The sequence below is a fragment of the Cellulomonas pasadenensis genome (assembly GCF_047229365.1).
In the GTDB taxonomy this organism is placed as follows: domain Bacteria; phylum Actinomycetota; class Actinomycetes; order Actinomycetales; family Cellulomonadaceae; genus Cellulomonas.
In genome coordinates this window covers 1-16519 of record NZ_JBFTEP010000044.1, presented here as the reverse complement: position 1 = coordinate 16519, position 16519 = coordinate 1, and the positions used below count along the sequence as shown (strand labels likewise).

Annotated in this window: 18 protein-coding genes and 1 pseudogene; 11 read left to right on the top strand and 8 right to left on the bottom strand. The window is 76.6% G+C overall.

All coding sequences use genetic code 11. From position 1 onward, the window contains the following. Positions 1 to 10: 10 nt before the first annotated feature. On the bottom strand, positions 11 to 229 hold the full coding sequence (locus AB6N23_RS08435; RefSeq protein WP_412865650.1) for an RNA-binding S4 domain-containing protein: 219 nt from the start codon (positions 227 to 229) through the stop codon (positions 11 to 13). 113 nt (positions 230 to 342) lie between these two features. On the opposite strand from AB6N23_RS08435, the gene AB6N23_RS08430 reads away from it, so the two are divergent. The 3 genes from AB6N23_RS08430 to hisD are packed head-to-tail and all read left to right on the top strand — an operon-like array spanning position 343 to position 2681. Further along, positions 343 to 822 carry an ArsR/SmtB family transcription factor gene (locus AB6N23_RS08430; protein WP_412865657.1) on the top strand — a complete coding sequence of 160 codons (480 nt, stop codon included), beginning with the start codon at positions 343 to 345 and terminating at the stop codon, positions 820 to 822. Continuing rightward, entirely contained in the window at positions 819 to 1349 is a 531-nt protein-coding gene (locus AB6N23_RS08425) for an SRPBCC family protein (RefSeq protein ID WP_412865649.1), read from the top strand. The genes AB6N23_RS08430 and AB6N23_RS08425 overlap by 4 nt, the downstream gene beginning before the upstream one ends. A 9-nt stretch (positions 1350 to 1358) precedes the next feature. Then, positions 1359 to 2681 carry a histidinol dehydrogenase gene (hisD, locus tag AB6N23_RS08420; RefSeq protein WP_412865648.1) on the top strand — a complete coding sequence of 441 codons (1323 nt, stop codon included), beginning with the start codon at positions 1359 to 1361 and terminating at the stop codon, positions 2679 to 2681. Positions 2682 to 2725: 44 nt separating this feature from the next. On the opposite strand, the gene AB6N23_RS08415 is transcribed toward hisD, so the two are convergent. Continuing rightward, on the bottom strand, positions 2726 to 4888 hold the full coding sequence (locus AB6N23_RS08415; RefSeq protein ID WP_412865647.1) for a RecQ family ATP-dependent DNA helicase: 2163 nt from the start codon (positions 4886 to 4888) through the stop codon (positions 2726 to 2728). A 122-nt stretch (positions 4889 to 5010) separates the two neighbouring features. On the opposite strand from AB6N23_RS08415, the gene AB6N23_RS08410 reads away from it, so the two are divergent. The 6 genes from AB6N23_RS08410 (at position 5011) to AB6N23_RS08385 (ending at position 9546) form a co-directional block, all read left to right on the top strand. Then, the gene (locus AB6N23_RS08410; protein ID WP_412865646.1) at positions 5011 to 6132 is read left to right on the top strand and encodes a histidinol-phosphate transaminase; all 1122 of its coding nucleotides are present in this window, start codon (positions 5011 to 5013) and stop codon (positions 6130 to 6132) included. Further along, complete coding sequence (hisB, locus tag AB6N23_RS08405) at positions 6129 to 6755, top strand: imidazoleglycerol-phosphate dehydratase HisB (RefSeq protein ID WP_412865645.1); 627 nt, start codon at positions 6129 to 6131, stop codon at positions 6753 to 6755. The genes AB6N23_RS08410 and hisB overlap by 4 nt, the downstream gene beginning before the upstream one ends. Next, a complete protein-coding gene (locus AB6N23_RS08400; RefSeq protein WP_412865644.1) occupies positions 6752 to 7282 on the top strand; it encodes a hypothetical protein in 531 nt (176 codons plus the stop codon). The genes hisB and AB6N23_RS08400 overlap by 4 nt, the downstream gene beginning before the upstream one ends. Before the next feature lie 49 nt (positions 7283 to 7331). Then, positions 7332 to 7985 carry an imidazole glycerol phosphate synthase subunit HisH gene (hisH, locus tag AB6N23_RS08395; protein WP_412865643.1) on the top strand — a complete coding sequence of 218 codons (654 nt, stop codon included), beginning with the start codon at positions 7332 to 7334 and terminating at the stop codon, positions 7983 to 7985. 86 nt (positions 7986 to 8071) lie between these two features. Continuing rightward, positions 8072 to 8818 carry a bifunctional 1-(5-phosphoribosyl)-5-((5-phosphoribosylamino)methylideneamino)imidazole-4-carboxamide isomerase/phosphoribosylanthranilate isomerase PriA gene (priA, locus tag AB6N23_RS08390; RefSeq protein WP_412865642.1) on the top strand — a complete coding sequence of 249 codons (747 nt, stop codon included), beginning with the start codon at positions 8072 to 8074 and terminating at the stop codon, positions 8816 to 8818. Further along, the gene (locus AB6N23_RS08385) at positions 8815 to 9546 is read left to right on the top strand and encodes an SseB family protein (protein ID WP_412865641.1); all 732 of its coding nucleotides are present in this window, start codon (positions 8815 to 8817) and stop codon (positions 9544 to 9546) included. Before priA ends, AB6N23_RS08385 begins: the two co-directional genes overlap by 4 nt. 28 nt (positions 9547 to 9574) lie before the next feature. On the opposite strand, the gene AB6N23_RS08380 is transcribed toward AB6N23_RS08385, so the two are convergent. The 3 genes from AB6N23_RS08380 to AB6N23_RS08370 are packed head-to-tail and all read right to left on the bottom strand — an operon-like array spanning position 9575 to position 11446. Beyond that, complete coding sequence (locus AB6N23_RS08380; RefSeq protein WP_412865640.1) at positions 9575 to 9940, bottom strand: spore germination protein GerW family protein; 366 nt, start codon at positions 9938 to 9940, stop codon at positions 9575 to 9577. Between the two features lie 43 nt (positions 9941 to 9983). Next, on the bottom strand, positions 9984 to 10766 hold the full coding sequence (locus tag AB6N23_RS08375; protein WP_412865639.1) for a S1C family serine protease: 783 nt from the start codon (positions 10764 to 10766) through the stop codon (positions 9984 to 9986). After that, the gene (locus tag AB6N23_RS08370; protein ID WP_412865638.1) at positions 10763 to 11446 is read right to left on the bottom strand and encodes a hypothetical protein; all 684 of its coding nucleotides are present in this window, start codon (positions 11444 to 11446) and stop codon (positions 10763 to 10765) included. The genes AB6N23_RS08375 and AB6N23_RS08370 overlap by 4 nt, the downstream gene beginning before the upstream one ends. 274 nt (positions 11447 to 11720) lie before the next feature. On the opposite strand from AB6N23_RS08370, the pseudogene AB6N23_RS08365 reads away from it, so the two are divergent. Beyond that, positions 11721 to 12734 (top strand): annotated as a pseudogene (locus AB6N23_RS08365) (MFS transporter); the annotation flags it as partial. A 138-nt stretch (positions 12735 to 12872) separates the two neighbouring features. Here the strand turns inward: AB6N23_RS08365 and AB6N23_RS08360 are convergent. The 3 genes from AB6N23_RS08360 to AB6N23_RS08350 all read right to left on the bottom strand — a co-directional run bounded on the left by AB6N23_RS08360 (position 12873) and on the right by AB6N23_RS08350 (position 15383). Then, positions 12873 to 13244: a DUF1844 domain-containing protein gene (locus tag AB6N23_RS08360; protein ID WP_412865637.1), complete on the bottom strand. Its 372-nt coding sequence runs from the start codon at positions 13242 to 13244 to the stop codon at positions 12873 to 12875. 133 nt (positions 13245 to 13377) lie between these two features. Next, the gene (locus AB6N23_RS08355; RefSeq protein ID WP_412865636.1) at positions 13378 to 14883 is read right to left on the bottom strand and encodes a catalase; all 1506 of its coding nucleotides are present in this window, start codon (positions 14881 to 14883) and stop codon (positions 13378 to 13380) included. Positions 14884 to 14969: 86 nt separating this feature from the next. Continuing rightward, positions 14970 to 15383, bottom strand: a complete 414-nt coding sequence (locus AB6N23_RS08350) for a Fur family transcriptional regulator (protein ID WP_412865635.1) — start codon at positions 15381 to 15383, stop codon at positions 14970 to 14972. A gap of 377 nt (positions 15384 to 15760) precedes the next feature. Between AB6N23_RS08350 and infC the strand changes: the two genes are divergently transcribed. Then, positions 15761 to 16519: translation initiation factor IF-3 (infC, locus tag AB6N23_RS08345; protein ID WP_412865634.1), on the top strand; the 759-nt coding region annotated here is incomplete at its 3' end.

Sequence of the window (16519 nt, the reverse complement as noted above, 5' to 3'; positions counted from 1 at the left end):
CCGGCGCGCGTCAGGCGACGGTGAACGCCACCTTGCCGGTGGGGAGGTCGACCTCGACGACAGCGCCGCGCGCGACCTGCCGGCCGCGCCGGTTCTCCGGCTCGCCGTCGACCGTCACCGCGTCGTCGTCGAGCAGCGCCCGCGCCTCCGCCCCGGAGTCCGCGACGCCGGCCAGCTTGAGCAGCTGACCGAGCCGGATGACGTCGTCGCGCACGTGCACCTCGTCCATGCGGCCATGATCCCGCACGGTCGGCGGTGCGCGGGTGGCTCGCGCACGAGGCGTGCTGACGTCTGACGCTTGTGTTATATAACCGCTGGTGCAAACATGGCACCGTGCACCCCATGGACGCGCTCGGCGACCCGGTCCGGCGCCGGCTGGTCGAGCTGCTGGCGGACGGCGAGCGACCGGCCGGCGACCTCGCCGCGGCCGTCGGTGCCGAGCACGGCATCAGCCAGCCCGCGGTGTCCCGGCACCTGCGCGTGCTGCGCGAGGCGGGCGTCGTGACCGCGCGACCCCGAGGTCCCGTCCGGCTCTACGCGGTGCAGGCGTCCGCGCTCGACGAGGTGGGGGCGTGGGCCGACGCGATGACGCGCCACTGGCGCACGGGGCTCGACGCGCTCGCGACCGAGGTCGCCCGCGGGCGGGTCGCGGCACGCGACGGCGCGCCCGCGGACGACGGCGCAGGGCCGGACGGCACGCGGACGGACGGCGCGCGGCAGGCGGGCCCGCGGTCGGACCGGCCGGCGGTGGACGACGCACGGGACCACGCACGGGACGGCGCAGGGGACGGCGCAGGGGACGACCACGGAGGCGGACGATGACGGGATCGACGGAGGACGTGCGGGGCGTGCTGACCCGGCGCGCGGACGGCGTGGAGGTGCGGTTCGAGCGCTGGTACGCCACCACGGTCGACGACCTGTGGGAGGCGGTGACCGCACCGGCGCGTGTGGCCCGCTGGCTCGGCCCGCTGTACGTGGACCCGCGCGTCGGCGGGCGGTACGAGCTGCGGATGGGCGAGGACGTGCCCGACGCGGACGACAGCGCGACCGGCGAGGTGCTGGTGTGCGAGCCGCCGCGTGCCCTGGCGGTCACGTGGGTGTTCCCGGACGAGACCGTGACCCGCGTCGACGTCGCGCTGCGCCCGGACGGCGACGGGACGCGCCTGCTCCTGCGCCACACCGGCCTGGCGGACGCCTCCGCGCGCGGCTACGGCGGCGGGTGGCACGCCTGCCTCGACCAGCTGGACGACCACCTCGCCGGGCGGCCCGTCCGCAGCTGGGACGAGCTGTACGCCGCGGCGACGCCCGCCTACGCGGACGTCCGGCCCGACGTCGCCGGGCCCGCCTAGACTCGGCGCGTGATCTCCCGCATCGACCTCCGCGGCCGTCGTCCGTCCCGTCGCGAGCTGCTCGCCGAGCTGCCCCGTGCCGAGCTGGACGTGGAGCACGCCGCCGCAGCGGTCGCGCCGATCCTCGCGCAGGTCCGCGCCGACGGCGCGCGGGCGCTGCGCGACCTGTCGGAGCGGTTCGACGGCGTCCGGCCGCAGCACCTGCGCGTGCCCGCGGAGGCCGTCGAGGAGTCGCTCGCGGTGCTCGAGCCGCAGGTGCGGGCGGCGCTCGAGGAGACCGTCCGGCGCGTCCGGCAGGTGCACCGCGCGCAGCGCCCGCAGGACTTCACCGTCGACGTCGCGCCCGGCGCACGCGTGCGGCAGCGGTGGATCCCCGTCCGCCGTGTCGGCCTGTACGTGCCCGGCGGCCTCGCGGTGTACCCGTCCTCCGTCGTCATGAACGTCGTGGCGGCGCAGGAGGCCGGCGTCGGCTCGCTCGTCGTCGTCTCGCCGCCGCAGAAGGAGCGCGACGGCCTGCCCGACCCGGTGGTGCTCGCGTCCTGCGCGCTGCTCGGCGTCGACGAGGTGTACGCGGTCGGCGGCGCCCAGGCCGTCGCGATGCTCGCGTACGGCGCGGCGGGCAGCGACGAGGTCGACGGCGAGACGCTGTGCGAGCCGGTCGACGTCATCACCGGCCCGGGCAACGTCTACGTCGCCGCCGCGAAGCGGCTCGTGCGCGGTCTGGTGGGCATCGACGCGGAGGCCGGCCCGACCGAGATCGCCGTGCTCGCGGACGGGACGGCCGACCCCTCGCACGTCGCGGCCGACCTCATCTCGCAGGCGGAGCACGACCCGCTGGCGGCGGCCGTCCTGGTGACCCCGTCCGTCGAGCTCGCGGGCGCCGTCGAGGCCAAGCTCGTCGACCGCGTCGAGGCCACCATGAACCGCGAGCGGGTGGTCACCGCCCTGCGCGGCACGCAGTCCGCGATCGTCCTCGTCGACGACCTCGAGGCCGGGCTCGACGTGGTCAACGCGTACGGTGCCGAGCACCTCGAGATCCAGACGGCCGACGCCGCGGCGTGGGCGGACCGGGTCACGAGCGCCGGCGCGATCTTCGTCGGACCGTGGTCGCCGGTGTCGCTCGGCGACTACATGGCGGGCTCGAACCACGTGCTGCCGACCGGTGGGTGCGCGCACTTCGCCAGCGGCCTGGGCGTGCACTCGTTCGTCCGGGCGGTGCAGGTGGTCGAGTACGACGCCGACGCGCTCGCGGAGGTCGCCGACCGGGTCGTCGCGCTCGCGGACGCCGAGGGGCTGCCCGCGCACGGCGAGGCGGTCCGCGCCCGCTTCTGAGCGCCTGCCGACGCAGCCGGGCCCTACCGTCGTCCTTGCGTCGCTCAGCCGACGCCGAGGACGAAGGGCAGCACCTCCGCCGCGCCCGCGCGCCGCAGCAGGCGCCCGGCGACGGTGAGCGTCCAGCCGGTGTCGGTGCGGTCGTCGACGAGGAGGACGCGGCGGCCGGCGACGGCCGCCGCGACGTCGTCGGGCAGGCCGACGTGCCGCACGACGTCCGCGAGGCGCTGCGCCGAGTTCACGTCGTGCCGCGGCGGGGTGCCCACCGCGGTGAGCGAGCCCGCCCACGGGACGTCGAGCAGCCGGGCCGTCCCGGTGGCGAGGTGCGCCACGAGCGCGCCCCGGCTCGCGGACCCGACGGCCACGACCACGTCGACGCCCGGCCGCCACGCCGCCAGCACGTCGCGCACCGCGCCGCGCAGGCCGACGGGCAGCTCGGTGGGCACCTCGTCGCGCAGCGCCGCACGCAGCGGCCCGCCCCAGCCGAGGCCGTCGAGCCGGCCGACCGCGCGGCCCTCGGCCACCTGCTCGTCGGCGGGCAGGCGCCCGCGCAGGTCGAGCCCGAGCGACGCGAGGCCGGTGGGCCACTGCCGGCGCGCGGCGACGGGCTCGCCCGGCACCGCCAGCAGGTCCCGGGCCGACGCCACGGCGTCCTCGGCGGGCGCGGCACCGACGACCGTGCCCGTGCACGTGTCGCAGCGGCCGCAGCGCCACCCGTCCTCGAGCGCCGGGTCGTCCAGGGCCGCGCGCAGGTAGGCCATGCGGCACGCGTCGGTGCGCTGGTACTCCAGCATCGTCCCCTGCTCGGCGCGGCGCGCGGCCGTGACGCGCTCGTACCGCTCGGCGTCGTACGACCAGGGCTCGCCGGTGGACTCCCAGCCGCCGCGCACGCGCCGCACGGCGCCGTCCACGTCGAGCACCTTGAGCATCCCCTCGAGCCGCGTGCGGCGCAGGCTCACGAACGTCTCGAGGTGCGCGGTGGAGAGCGTGCCGTGCACGTCGAGGGCGGCCAGCGTCGCGCGGACCTCCTGCTCCGGCGGGAACGCGTTCGAGGCGAACCACTCCCAGATGGCACGGTCGTCCTGACCGGGGAGCAGCACGACGTCCGCGCGGGCGGTCGCACGCCCGGCGCGTCCCACCTGCTGGTAGTACGCGATCGGCGACGACGGCGCCCCGACGTGCACGACGAACGCGAGGTCGGGCTTGTCGAAGCCCATGCCGAGGGCCGACGTGGCGACGAGCGCCTTGACGCGGTTCGCGAGCAGGTCGGCCTCGGCCGCCTCCCGCTCCGCCGGGTCCGTCTGGCCGGTGTAGGTGCGCACGTCGAGCCCCGCCGCGCGCAGGTGCTCGGTGACCTGCTCGGCGGCCGCGATCGTGAGGCAGTAGACGATGCCCGAGCCCTCGACCGCGGGCAGCGTCGTGGCCAGCCAGGCCAGCCGGGTCGCGACGTCCGGCAGCTGCGTCACCTGCAGCCGCAGGCTGGGGCGGTCGAGCGAGCCGCGCAGGACGAGCGCGGGCGCGTCGTCGTCGCCGCCGAGCTGCTCGGCGACGTCGGCGGTGACGCGCGCGTTGGCCGTCGCGGTGGTCGCGAGCACCGGCACCCCGGCCGGCAGGTCGCCGAGCAGCGTGCGGATGCGGCGGTAGTCGGGCCGGAAGTCGTGCCCCCAGTCGGAGATGCAGTGCGCCTCGTCGACGACGACGAGACCGGCGTCCTGCGCGAGGCGGGGGAGCACCTCGTCCCGGAAGCCGGGGTTGTTCAGCCGCTCGGGCGAGACGAGCAGGACGTCGACCTCGCCCGCGGCGACGCGCGCGTGCACGTCCGCCCACTCCTGCACGTTCGCCGAGTTCAGCGTCTCCGCGGCGATGCCCGCCTTCCGCGCCGACTCCACCTGGTTGCGCATGAGCGCGAGCAGCGGCGACACGATGACGGTCGGCCCCCGGCGCGGTCCGCCGGCGCCGCGGCGCAGCAGTGCCGTCGCCACGAAGTACACGGCCGACTTGCCCCAGCCGGTGCGCTGCACGACGAGCACGCGCCGGTGGTCCGCGACGAGCGCCTCGATCGCCTGCCACTGGTCCTCGTGGAGGCGCGCGTCGTCGCGGCCGACGAGCCGGCGCAGCACCTCCTCGGCCTGCGCGCGGAGCGCGGCGCGGTCGACGGCGGCCGCCGCGGCGGGGGCCGCGGCGTCGGGCGGGAGGGAGGCGGGCACGTCCGGCAGCGTAGGCGCCGCGTCCGACAGGCGTCCCGGCGCCGTCCACACCGCCGCCGCCCGGCGGACCGCAGCCGGGCACGGACGGGCCACCCCCTGCCGGGTCCCTAGACTCGGGGACCGTGACCTCCGCACCCGACCGCCCCGGCGCGGTCCTGCCGCTGCGCCCCGAGCTGGCCGGTCTCGAGCCCTACGGGGCGCCGCAGCTCGACGTGCCGGTGCTGCTCAACGTCAACGAGAACCCGTACGCGCCGTCCGAGCAGGTCGTCGCCGACGTGGCGGCCGCCGTCGCCGAGGCCGCGCGCGGGCTCAACCGGTACCCCGACCGCGACTTCGCCGCCCTGCGGGCCGACCTCGCGGACTACCTCGCCGCGGAGTCGGGCGTGCGCCTGGACCCCGCGCAGGTGTGGGCCGCGAACGGCTCGAACGAGATCATGCTGCACGTCCTGCAGGCGTTCGGCGGCCCCGGTCGCACCGCGCTGTCCTTCGCGCCGACGTACTCGATGTACCCCGAGTACGCCCGCGACACGTCGACCGCGTGGGTCGTCGGCCGGCGTGCCGAGGACTTCTCGATCGACGCGGAGCACGCGCGCGCGACCATCGCCGAGCACGCGCCGAGCGTCGTGCTGCTGGCCAGCCCGAACAACCCGACGGGCACGGCGCTGCCCGCCGACACCGTGCGTGTCGTGCTCGACGCCGCCGCGCACGTGCCGGGCGGGTGCGTCGTGGTCGTCGACGAGGCGTACGGCGAGTTCCGCCGCACCGGCACCCCGTCGGCGCTCGAGCTGCTCGGCGACCACCCGCACCTGGCCGTCAGCCGCACGATGTCGAAGGCGTTCGGCCTGGCCGGGGCCCGCGTCGGCTACCTCGCCGCGAGCACCGCCCTGGTGGACGCCCTGCGCGTCGTCCGGCTGCCGTACCACCTGTCGGCGGTCACGCAGGCGGTCGCGCGCGCGGCCCTCGCGCACGCGCCGGAGCTCATGGCGCAGGTCGGCGCGCTGCGGGACGAGCGCGACGGGCTCGTGGCGTGGTTGCGCGCCCGTGGCTTCGTCGCCTGCGACTCCGACGCGAACTTCGTGCTGTTCGGCCCGTTCGACGACCGCGAGGCGGTCTGGCAGGGTCTGCTCGACCGGGGCGTGCTCGTGCGCGTCACCGGACCGGAGGGATGGCTGCGGGTGTCGGTCGGCACCCCGGCGGAGACGGCGGCGTTCCGCGACGCCCTGGTGGAGGTGACGGGACGATGAGCCCGCAGCAGGACGCGCCGGTGGCCCGGCGCACGGCCCGCGTGGAGCGGACGACGAGCGAGTCGACGGTCGTGGTCGAGCTCGACCTGGACGGCACCGGTCGCGTCGACGTCGACACGACCGTGCCGTTCTACGACCACATGCTCACGGCCCTGGGCAAGCACTCGCTCGTCGACCTCACGGTCCGCGCGAGCGGCGACACCCACATCGACGCGCACCACACGGTCGAGGACGTCGCGATCGTCCTCGGGCAGGCGCTGCGCCAGGCGCTCGGCGACAAGCGCGGCATCGCACGCTACGGCGACGCGACGGTCCCGCTCGACGAGGCGCTCGCGCAGGCGGTCGTCGACGTGTCCGGGCGCCCGTACCTCGTGCACACCGGCGAGCCGCCGGGGCAGGAGTACCACCTGATCGGCGGTCACTTCACGGGCTCCCTGACGGCGCACGTGCTCGAGTCGATCGCGCACCACGCGGCCTTCACCGTGCACGTCCGCGTGCTCGCCGGCCGCGACCCGCACCACATCGTCGAGGCGCAGTTCAAGGCTCTCGCCCGTGCGCTCCGCGCGGCCGTGGCCCTGGACCCCCGCGTCGACGGCGTGCCGTCGACCAAGGGCGCGCTGTGAGCGGCGACCGGCCGGAGGCGCCGCGCCCCGACGACGTGGACGTGCCCGACCCCGAGGGCGCGCAGGAGATCGCGTTCGAGGTCCCGGACGACCTCTCGGGCCTCACCACCGCCCAGGCGCCCACGCTCGCCGTCGTCGTGACGCAGGTCGCGACCGCCGAGGCGCTGGCCGCCGCGTGCGCCGTCGCGAAGCTCGACGTCGACGCCGTGCCGTCGCCCGTCGGCGCCCTCGCGGTCCTGCGCCGGCCCACCGAGGGGCCGCAGGGCGCGGCGGCGGTCTCGCAGATGCTGCGCGGCGTGCCGGTGGTCCTGCTCGAGCGGCGCGCGGGCAAGATCGACGCGTCGCAGTGGGTCGGCGGCGAGCGCGAGAAGGACCTGCCGGCGGGGCTGGTGCTGTCCGGCGCGCCGCCCGCGCTCGAGGACCTGCTGCTGGGCGACGTCCCGGTCGGCGAGCTCGAGGGCGTCGTGACGTCCGTGGGCCTCTCGCGCTGGAAGGCGATGCGGCTGCTCGCCCAGCACCGCCGCTGACGGCTGCCGCCCGGCCGGGTCCGCCGGCGCGCGCGGGTAGGCTGGAGCCGTGCCCACGTCCCCCCGCGTCGTCGTCCTCGACTACGGCTTCGGCAACGTGCGCTCGGCCGTGCGCGCCCTCCAGCGCGTCGGTGCGGACGTCGAGCTGACCGGTGACAAGCAGGCCGCGCTCGACGCGGACGGCCTCGTCGTGCCAGGGGTCGGCGCGTTCGCCGCGGTGATGGACGGCCTGCGCGGCGTCGGCGGCGACCAGGTCGTCGACCGCCGCCTGGCGGGCGGGAGGCCCGTCCTCGGCATCTGCGTCGGCATGCAGGTCATGTTCGACGAGGGGGTCGAGCACGGCGTGCACGCCCGCGGCCTCGGCGAGTGGCCCGGCGTGGTCGACCGGCTCGAGGCGGAGGTCGTGCCGCACATGGGCTGGTCCACCGTCGACGCCCCCGAGGGCACCGTGCTCTTCGACGGCCTCGCCGACGAGCGCTTCTACTTCGTGCACTCCTACGCGGCGCGGGCGTTCCCGCTCGCGGACACGCCGGCGCCCGGCGAGCACCCGATGCCGGCACCGCTCGTCACGTGGTCCGAGCACGGCGGCCGGTTCGTCGCCGCCGTCGAGAACGGCCCGCTGGCGGCGACGCAGTTCCACCCCGAGAAGTCCGGCGACGCCGGCGCCCAGCTGCTGTCGAACTGGGTCGGCTCGCTGCGCTGAGCGGCGCGCCTCCCGGCACCGCAGCCCCCACCGCGCACGTCCACCGGCCCGACCCGGCGGCGTGCCCCGCGCCCGAAAGAGGTCCCATGCCCGACACGCCCCGCCTCGAGCTGCTGCCCGCCGTCGACGTCGCCGACGGGCAGGCCGTCCGCCTCGTGCAGGGGGAGGCGGGGTCGGAGACGTCCTACGGCGACCCGCTGACGGCCGCGCTCGACTGGTACGACGGCGGCGCGGAGTGGATCCACCTCGTCGACCTCGACGCCGCGTTCGGCCGGGGCTCGAACGCCCCGCTGCTCGCCGAGGTGACGCGCGAGCTCGCGGGCCGCGGCGTGAAGGTCGAGCTGTCGGGCGGCATCCGGGACGACGCGTCGCTGGAGCGGGCGCTGTCGACCGGCGCGACGCGCGTCAACCTCGGCACGGCCGCGCTCGAGGACCCGGAGTGGACGGCCCGCGTCATCGCCTCCCACCGGGACCAGGTCGCGGTGGGCCTCGACGTGCGCGGCACGACGCTCGCGGCCCGCGGCTGGACCGAGGAGGGCGGGGACCTCTGGGAGGTCCTGGCGCGTCTCGACGAGGCCGGCTGCTCGCGCTACGTCGTGACCGACGTGACGAAGGACGGCACGCTGCGCGGTCCGAACCTCGAGCTGCTGCGCGAGGTGTGCGCGCGCACGTCCGCGCCCGTCGTGGCGTCCGGCGGCGTGTCGAGCCTGGCCGACCTGGAGGCGCTGCGCACGCTCGTGCCGGTCGGCGTCGAGGGCGCCATCGTCGGCAAGGCGCTGTACGCCGGTGCGTTCACGCTGCCGCAGGCGCTCGACGTCGCCGGGCGGCCGTGACCGGGCGCGCCCTGCCGCCGTCGTCGCCGTTCGCCGGCGACGACGGCTCCGCGGACGCCGCGCTGACGGCGGTGCTCGCCCGGCACGCCGCCGGCACGGCCGACCTCGGCGAGGTCGTCGCCGCGCTCGCGCCGACGCGCGTGCTGGTGCCCGTGCTCGCCGAGCTCGAGGTCGCGGACGTCGTCGAGCACGACGGTCACGCGCACACCGTCGACAAGGAGGCGTCCGCGGGCGTCGTCGCGCTCCGCACGCCGGACGGACGCACGGCGCTGCCGGTGTTCACGGGCGTCGACGCCCTGCGGCGCTGGCGTGCCGACGCGCGGCCCGTGCCGAGCGACGTGCCGCGGGCCGCGCTGTCGGCGGTCGCCGAGGGCTGGGAGGTCGTCGTGGTCGACCCGGCCGGGCCGGTCGCCGTCGCGCTGCCCCGTACCGCCGTCGAGGCGCTCGCGCGCGGCGAGACGTGGCGCCCGGCGGTCGTCGGCGGGGTCGTCGACGCCGAGGTGGCCGCGGCCGTCGCCGCCGCGCTCGCGCCGGTGCGCCTCGTGCGCACGGTCGACGCCGTCCCGGGCACGCGCGCGGAGGTCGCCGTGCGGCTCGGCCTGCTGCCGGGCCTGGACCGGTCCGCGCTCGACCGCGTGCTCGCGCAGGTCAACGCCGCGCTCGCCGCCGACCCGGTCGTCGCCGCCCGCGTGGACTCGCTCGAGCTGAAGCTGCACGCAGCCGGCTGAGCGGGTCGCGGGCCCGCCGTGGCAGCGCTCAGCGCCGCCGCAGCGCCCGACCGAGCAGCCACACGGTCGCGATCGCGGCGACCGCGAGCTGCCCGCCGAGGATCGCCCTGTCGACGTCCACGGTGGGCACCCACCGCGTCCCGCGCGCGTCGACGACCACCACGCCGAGCGGTCGCACGTGCGTGGCGAAGCCCCCGCCGCCGCCGTCGCCGTGGGCGCCGTCGGGCGCGTCGGCGCCGCCACCGCCCCCGGCTCCCGAGGCGCCGGAGACCCGGGCCACCGGGATCACCAGCGCGCCGTCCTGCGCGTACGCCTCCCCGAACGCCCGGCGGACGGAGATGCTGTCGGCGGCCGCTCGGGTGAGGGCGGCCAGGTCGAACGTGGGCTCGGTCATGGGAGGCTCCCTGCCGTCGTGCTCCGGTGGTCGGTGCGGCCGGTCAGCCGCACGTGGGTGCGGGGGCGAACGCGGCGGCGTCCGCGAGGAGCGTGCGCAGCGTGCTCACGGGGACGACGAAGCTCATGCCCGTGGCGTTCTTGGCGTAGACCACGCCGATGACCCGCCCGGACGAGTCGAGCGCCGCCGACCCCGACGAGCCCGGCTCGACGGGTGCGTCCGTGACGAGGACCTCGCCCAGGTTGGCGTTCAACGGGTCGGTGACGGCGCCCATGATGCGGCCGTCGGTGACGGTGAGCCGGCGGCCGAGCGGGTAGCCCACGACCGTGACGGCGTCACCGATCGCCGGGTCGGCGTCCGCGAGGACCGGTGCGGACGGGAGGGCGTCGACCGTGCGGACCACCGCCAGGTCGGCGAGCGCGGCTGAGCTCGCGGCCTCCGCGGCGACGTCGCGCCCGTCGTAGGTGCTGAGCTCGAGCTGCGCGGAGTCGGCCACGACGTGCCGGTTCGTCACGAGCGTGTGCTCGTCGATCGCGAAGCCGGACCCCGTGGACAGCGCGCCGCAGCCGATGTTCCGGATGCGCACGGCCATGCGCTGCGCCGCGTCGAAGCCGTCGGGGGACAGCTGCGACCCGGCCTCCGTCGTCGTCGGTGCGGGTGCCGTGCTCGGCACGACGCTCGTCGGCACGGGCGGCGGCGGCGCGGGCAGGGCGGCGCACGCTGCGAGCAGCGACGCCACGACGCCCACGGCGAGCGCCGACCGCACCGGGGCGGTCCGTGCCCCGCGCGGACGCCTGCCCGCCCGGCGCCCGACGTGCCCGCTCACCGCGCCAGCTCCCGCTGCAGCGCGGCGTTCGCGTCGCTCGCGTTCCCGCAGACGCGCTCCACGTCGGCGCGGAACCGCGCCAGCTCCGCCGGGTCGTACCGCGAGACGTCCTCGAGGTAGCCGATGAGCGACTCCTGGCCGTCGATGCACGTGGCGAGCGCCGTCGCGACCGTGCCCGCGGCCTCGGAGACCCGCGCCTGGTAGTCGGCCAGCTGCTGCTGCGCCGCCGTGGTGTCGCCGAGCTGCGCCTTCTCGTCCGCGAGCTCGGTGATGCGCGTCTGGGCCGTCGCCAGCTGGTCCCGCGTGGCCGCGAGCTCGCCGGTGGTCGCCTCGAGCTCCGCCGTCGCCTGGGCGAGCTCCTCGCCGTGGGTGCGGGCGAGCGCCTCCCAGTCGGCCGCGGCGCGCTCCCACTCGCGCGTCGTCGTCCACAGCCGCGCGCCCACCAGGCCGGCCGCGACGAGCACGCCGACGAGCGCCAGCGCGAGCACGACGACCGCCTTCCGGCGCGGCGGTGGCGGCGCGGGCCACCCGCCGGCGGGCGGCGCCGAGGCGGCGGTGGGGGCGGACGTCGCGTCGGTGGGCGGGGGCGCCGGCGGGCGCGGCGAGGGCGTCCACCACACCGGCTCCTGCGGGGGCTGCCGGGGGCCGGGGGAGGGGGTGGGTCCGCTCGGGCCGGTCATCGCGCCAGGATAGGCGGGGACGGGCCGTCGCCCGGGGTGCAGCGCCGGTGCGTCCCGCCGACGGACCGTCCGGCACCGGGCCCGCGCGGGCGGTCCGTCCGGTACGCCCGATCGGTCGCCCAACGGCACGTCAACGCTCGGGAAACGATGCAGCCGGAGCGGTCCCCGCGTGTGACCATCGACGCTCGTGCGGTCCTCCTACTCCGACGTCCTGCGGCTGCCGGGCGTGCTGCGTCTCTTCCTCGTCGCCCTCGTCGCGCGCGTGCCCCACGCCATGAGCGGCATCGTGCTGACGCTGCACGTCGTGACGGCGCTCGACGAGGGGTACGCACGTGCCGGCGTGGTCGCCGCGTCGATGACGGTCGGCGTCGCCGTGGGCGCGCCGTGGCGCGGACGGCTCGTCGACCGCCTCGGCCTGCGCCGCGCCCTGCTGCCGTCGGTGCTCGTCGAGTCCGCCGTGTGGCTCGTCGCGCCGCACCTGACCTACGGGCCGCTCGTCGGCGCCGTCTTCGTCGGCGGCCTGTTCCTCGTGCCCGTGTTCTCGGTGGTGCGCCAGTCGCTGGCCGTGCTCGTGCCGCCCGCGCAGCAGAAGGCGGCCTTCGCCCTGGACTCCGTCCTCACCGAGCTCACCTTCATGCTCGGTCCCGTCGTCGGCACCCTGCTGGCGACGCAGGGGTCGAGCCTGCTCGCCCTCTCCGTCGTGGGGGTCGCGACGGTCGGCGCGGGCGTCCTGCTGCTGTGGGCCGACCCGCCGACGCGCAGCGCCCCGGGCACCGCGCCGGACCCCGCACCGGCGGGCGGCCGCCTGCTCACGCCGCGGCTCGTCGTCGTGCTGCTGGCCGCCGTCGCCGCCGCGTTCGTGCTCGTCGGCACCGACGTGTCCCTCGTCGCGGCGCTGACCGACACTGGGCGCGCGGCGGACGTCGGCTGGATGGTCGCGCTGTGGGCCGGCGGCTCCGTCGTGGGCGGGCTGCTGCACGGAGCGAGCCCGCGGCAGCCGTCGCCCCTGGTGCTGGTCGCGCTGCTCGCGGTCGCGACCGTGCCGGCGGCGCTCGTGCAGGGGCAGGCCGCGCTGGCGGTGGCGGTCGTCGTCGCCGGCCTGCCGTGCGCGCCGGCGCTCGCGTCGATCAACGCCACGCTCGTCCGCCTCGTCCCGGAGCACCGCCGGGGCGAGGTCATGGGCTGGAGCGGAACGATGCAGACCGTCGGCAACGCGCTCGGCGCGCCGCTGTGCGGCTGGACGATCGACCGCGCCGGCGCCGGTGCCGGCTTCCTCACCGCCGCGGGCGTCGGCGGGGCGGTGGCCCTGGTCGGCCTCGCGCTGACGGGCGTGCTGCGCCGGCGACGGGCGACCGCGGGCGCACCCGCGGCAGCGCCGGTCGGCGGGGGCGCGGGCGCCGGACCGACGGCCGCGACCGCCGTCGCGTCAGGAGACGGGGCCGGTGAACTTCTCGCCGGGGCCGTCGCCGGGCGCGTCGGGGAAGGGCGAGGCCTCGCGGAAGGCGAGCTGCAGGGAGCGCAGGCCGTCGCGCAGGGACCGGGCGTGCTGGTTGCCGATGTCGGGGGCGGCGGCCGTGACGAGCGCGGCGAGCGCGGTGATGAGCTTGCGGGCCTCGTCGAGGTCCCGGTGCGCTGACCCCGGCCCGTCCGGGCCGTCCTCGGCGAGGCCGCACTTCACGGCGGCGGCGCTCATGAGGTGGACGGCGGCCGTCGTGATGACCTCGACGGCGGCGACGTCCGCGATGTCGCGCACGGCGTCGGCGGCGCGCTGGTCCTGCTCGGCGGTGGGGTCGGTCATGCACCGATCCTCTCACCGGCGCCCGCGGCCGACGTCCCCGCCGCCGCGCGCCTCCCGACCCACCCGGGCCGCGGGACGGCGACGGCCCCGCCCCGCGCGTGCGGGACGGGGCCGTGCCGTTCGGTGGTGCGCGTCAGGCGACGGGCACCGCGGCCGTGCCGGGCTCGCCCGCCTCGACGGGCGCGCCGAGCGCGGCGAGCCCCTCGCGCAGCGCGGCGCCCAGGCCGGCGTCCACGTTCGTCCAGTACTGCACCGCGCGGGCGCGGATGTCGTCGCTCCTCACGGCGCCGACGTGCCCGGTGATCGTCTCGAGGAAGCGGGCGCGCGCCGCGTCGTCGAAGACCTCGCGGTAGAGCGTGCCGGCCTGCCCGAAGTCGTCGTCCTGCGGGTGCAGGGTCGCGGCGGCGCGGACCATCTCGCCGTCCGACTCCCAGCCGCCGGTCTCCGCCGCGCGGGCCGGGTCGGCCGCGGGGCCGCCCACCGAGTTCGGCGCGTAGACGGGACGGTCCGCCGACGGGAAGGTCACGCGCGCGGCGCCGTCCTTGGAGTAGGAGTGCACCTCCGACTTCGGCGCGTTCACCGGCAGCTGCGCGTGGTTCACGCCGACGCGGTACCGGTGGGCGTCCGCGTAGGAGAAGATCCGCGCGAGCAGCATCTTGTCCGGGCTCGGGCCGATCCCGGGCACGAAGTTGCTCGGCGCGAACGTCGCCTGCTCGATCTGCGCGAAGTAGTTCTCCGGGTTGCGGTTGAGCTCCATCACGCCGACCTCGATCAGCGGGTAGTCCGCGTGCGGCCACACCTTGGTGAGGTCGAACGGGTTGAAGCGGTACGTCTTCGCGTCCTCGTACGGCATGACCTGGACACGCAGCGTCCAGCGCGGGAAGTCGCCGTCCTGGATGTGCTCGTGCAGGTCGCGGATGTGGTGGTCCGCGTCGGAGCCGGCGAGCTGCGCCGCCTCGTCGGGCGTCAGGTTGTCGATGCCCTGCTGCGTCTGGAAGTGGTACTTGACCCAGAAGCGCTCGCCGGCGGCGTTGACCCACTGGTAGGTGTGCGAGCTGAAGCCGTCCATCGTCCGCCACGACCGCGGCAGGCCGCGGTCGCCCATGAGCCAGGTGACCTGGTGCGCCGACTCGGGGGACAGGGTCCAGAAGTCCCACTGCATGTCGTTGTCGCGCAGGTGGGAGCCCGGCAGGCGCTTCTGCGAGTGGATGAAGTCCGGGAACTTGATGCCGTCACGGATGAAGAAGACGGGTGTGTTGTTGCCGACGAGGTCGTAGTTGCCCTCGGACGTGTAGAACTTCAGCGCGAACCCGCGCGGGTCGCGCCACGTGTCGGGGGAGCCGTTCTCGCCCGCGACGGAGGAGAAGCGCGCCAGCATCTCGGTCGCCGCGCCGGGCTGGAACACCGCGGCACGCGTGTACGCCGAGACGTCGTTCGTGACGGTGAACGTGCCGAAGGCGCCGCCGCCCTTGGCGTGCACGACGCGCTCGGGGACGCGCTCGCGGTTGAAGTGCGCGAGCTTCTCGACCAGGTAGTGGTCGTGCAGGACGATCGGGCCGTCGGCGCCGACCGCGAGCGAGTGCGCGTCGGACGCGACGGGCGCGCCGGCGTTGGTCGTGGTGGGGGGCACGTGGGACAAGCGGGTTCCTCTCCTCGGTCCGGGCGCAGCCCGGGGTGCAGCGACCCGCCGCGCGGGGGCGGCGGGGGACGGGGGCGGCAGGGGCGTCAGCCGGCCTGCCGGCAGGCGGGGCACAGGCCCCAGAACGTGACCTCGGCGGCCTCGACCGCGAAGCCCGACGTCGAGCTCGGCACGAGGCAGGGCGCGTGGCCGACGACGCAGTCGACGTCGTCGACGGCGCCGCAGCCGCGGCAGACGACGTGGTGGTGGTTGTCGCCGACGCGCCGCTCGTAGCGGGCGGGGTGCCCGGCCGGCTCGATGCGGCGCAGGATGCCGGCGCCGGTCAGGGCGTGCAGGACGTCGTACACGGCCTGCACCGACACGGCGGGCAGCGTGGTGCGGACGCGGCCGAGCACCTCGTCGGCGTCGAGGTGCGCGTGGCCCTCGAGCGCGTCGAGGACCGCGAGCCGGGGGGCGGTCACCCGCAGGCCCCGGTCCCGCAGCAGGTCCGTGTCGGTCATGCGCTCAGGTCACCACGTTTTCTGGAATCATTCAAGTGACGACACGCCGACGCGTCGTGCGGCCCTCGTGGCCGGCCGGGCCGTGCGCGGGCGGCCCCGGCGGTGTGCGGTCCGGGGTGCTACAGTTGTCCCCGACTGACCCGCGCTGTCGCGCGCCCTCGTCCCGCCGCACGGCCTCCCGCTCACCCGGGTGTCCGTGCCGGAGTCGGGGGCACGCGGTGGAGCGGGTGCACAAGTGGAGTCCTTCCCACCTGGGTCCCGCCCGCTCGGCCTCGCCGACGACAGGGACCGGGTCCAGTCCTCAGGTCGACGGGAGCCCCGTCGGCCTGATCGGTGGTCGCGCCGCGCGCGCCGCCGTCCGGACGTGGCCTCCGCTCGTGCCCAGGGCGGGGGCCTTCCTCGTTCCTGGGGTCCATCACGACGAACCCGAGGAGCACCACATCAGCGAGCCCCGCATCAACGATCGGATCCGTGTCGCCGAGGTCCGACTCGTCGGCCCCAACGGCGAGCAGGTCGGCATCGTCCGCGTGGAGGACGCGCTCCGTCTGGCCCAGGACGCGGACCTCGACCTGGTCGAGGTCGCGCCCACGGCCCGTCCGCCCGTGTGCAAGATCATGGACTTCGGCAAGTTCAAGTACGAGGCCGACATGAAGGCGCGTGAGGCCCGGCGGAACCAGGCCAACACCGTCCTCAAGGAGATCCGCTTCCGGCTCAAGATCGACCCGCACGACTACGGGACGAAGAAGGGCCACGTCGAGCGGTTCCTCGCGGCCGGCGACAAGGTCAAGGTCATGATCATGTTCCGCGGCCGCGAGCAGTCGCGCCCGGAGATGGGCGTGCGCCTGCTGCAGCGGCTGGCGGCCGACGTGGCCGAGCTCGGCTTCATCGAGAGCATGCCGAAGCAGGACGGCCGCAACATGATCATGGTGCTCGGGCCGACCAAGAAGAAGGCCGACCAGGTGAAGGAGCAGCGGCGCGCGGCCGCCTCCCAGCCGCGCGACGAGCGGCCCGCCCGTCCCGAGCCGGTCGACGAGGTCGAGGACGTCACGACGGACGAGGCGACCCCCGCCCCGGCCGCGCCGGCGCCCGAGGTCGCGACGGCCCCGGCGGCACCCGCCGCCCCGGCCCCCGAGCGT

Bases quoted from the DNA above. Each gene is read 5' to 3' on its own strand.
- AB6N23_RS08435 (WP_412865650.1), bottom strand. From the start codon at position 229: ATGGACGAGGTGCACGTGCGCGACGACGTCATCCGGCTCGGTCAGCTG.
- AB6N23_RS08430 (WP_412865657.1), top strand. From the start codon at position 343: ATGGACGCGCTCGGCGACCCGGTCCGGCGCCGGCTGGTCGAGCTGCTG.
- AB6N23_RS08425 (WP_412865649.1), top strand. From the start codon at position 819: ATGACGGGATCGACGGAGGACGTGCGGGGCGTGCTGACCCGGCGCGCG.
- hisB (WP_412865645.1), top strand. From the start codon at position 6,129: ATGAGCCCGCAGCAGGACGCGCCGGTGGCCCGGCGCACGGCCCGCGTG.
- priA (WP_412865642.1), top strand. From the start codon at position 8,072: ATGCCCGACACGCCCCGCCTCGAGCTGCTGCCCGCCGTCGACGTCGCC.
- AB6N23_RS08380 (WP_412865640.1), bottom strand. From the start codon at position 9,940: ATGACCGAGCCCACGTTCGACCTGGCCGCCCTCACCCGAGCGGCCGCC.
- AB6N23_RS08370 (WP_412865638.1), bottom strand. From the start codon at position 11,446: ATGACCGGCCCGAGCGGACCCACCCCCTCCCCCGGCCCCCGGCAGCCC.
- AB6N23_RS08360 (WP_412865637.1), bottom strand. From the start codon at position 13,244: ATGACCGACCCCACCGCCGAGCAGGACCAGCGCGCCGCCGACGCCGTG.
- AB6N23_RS08350 (WP_412865635.1), bottom strand. From the start codon at position 15,383: ATGACCGACACGGACCTGCTGCGGGACCGGGGCCTGCGGGTGACCGCC.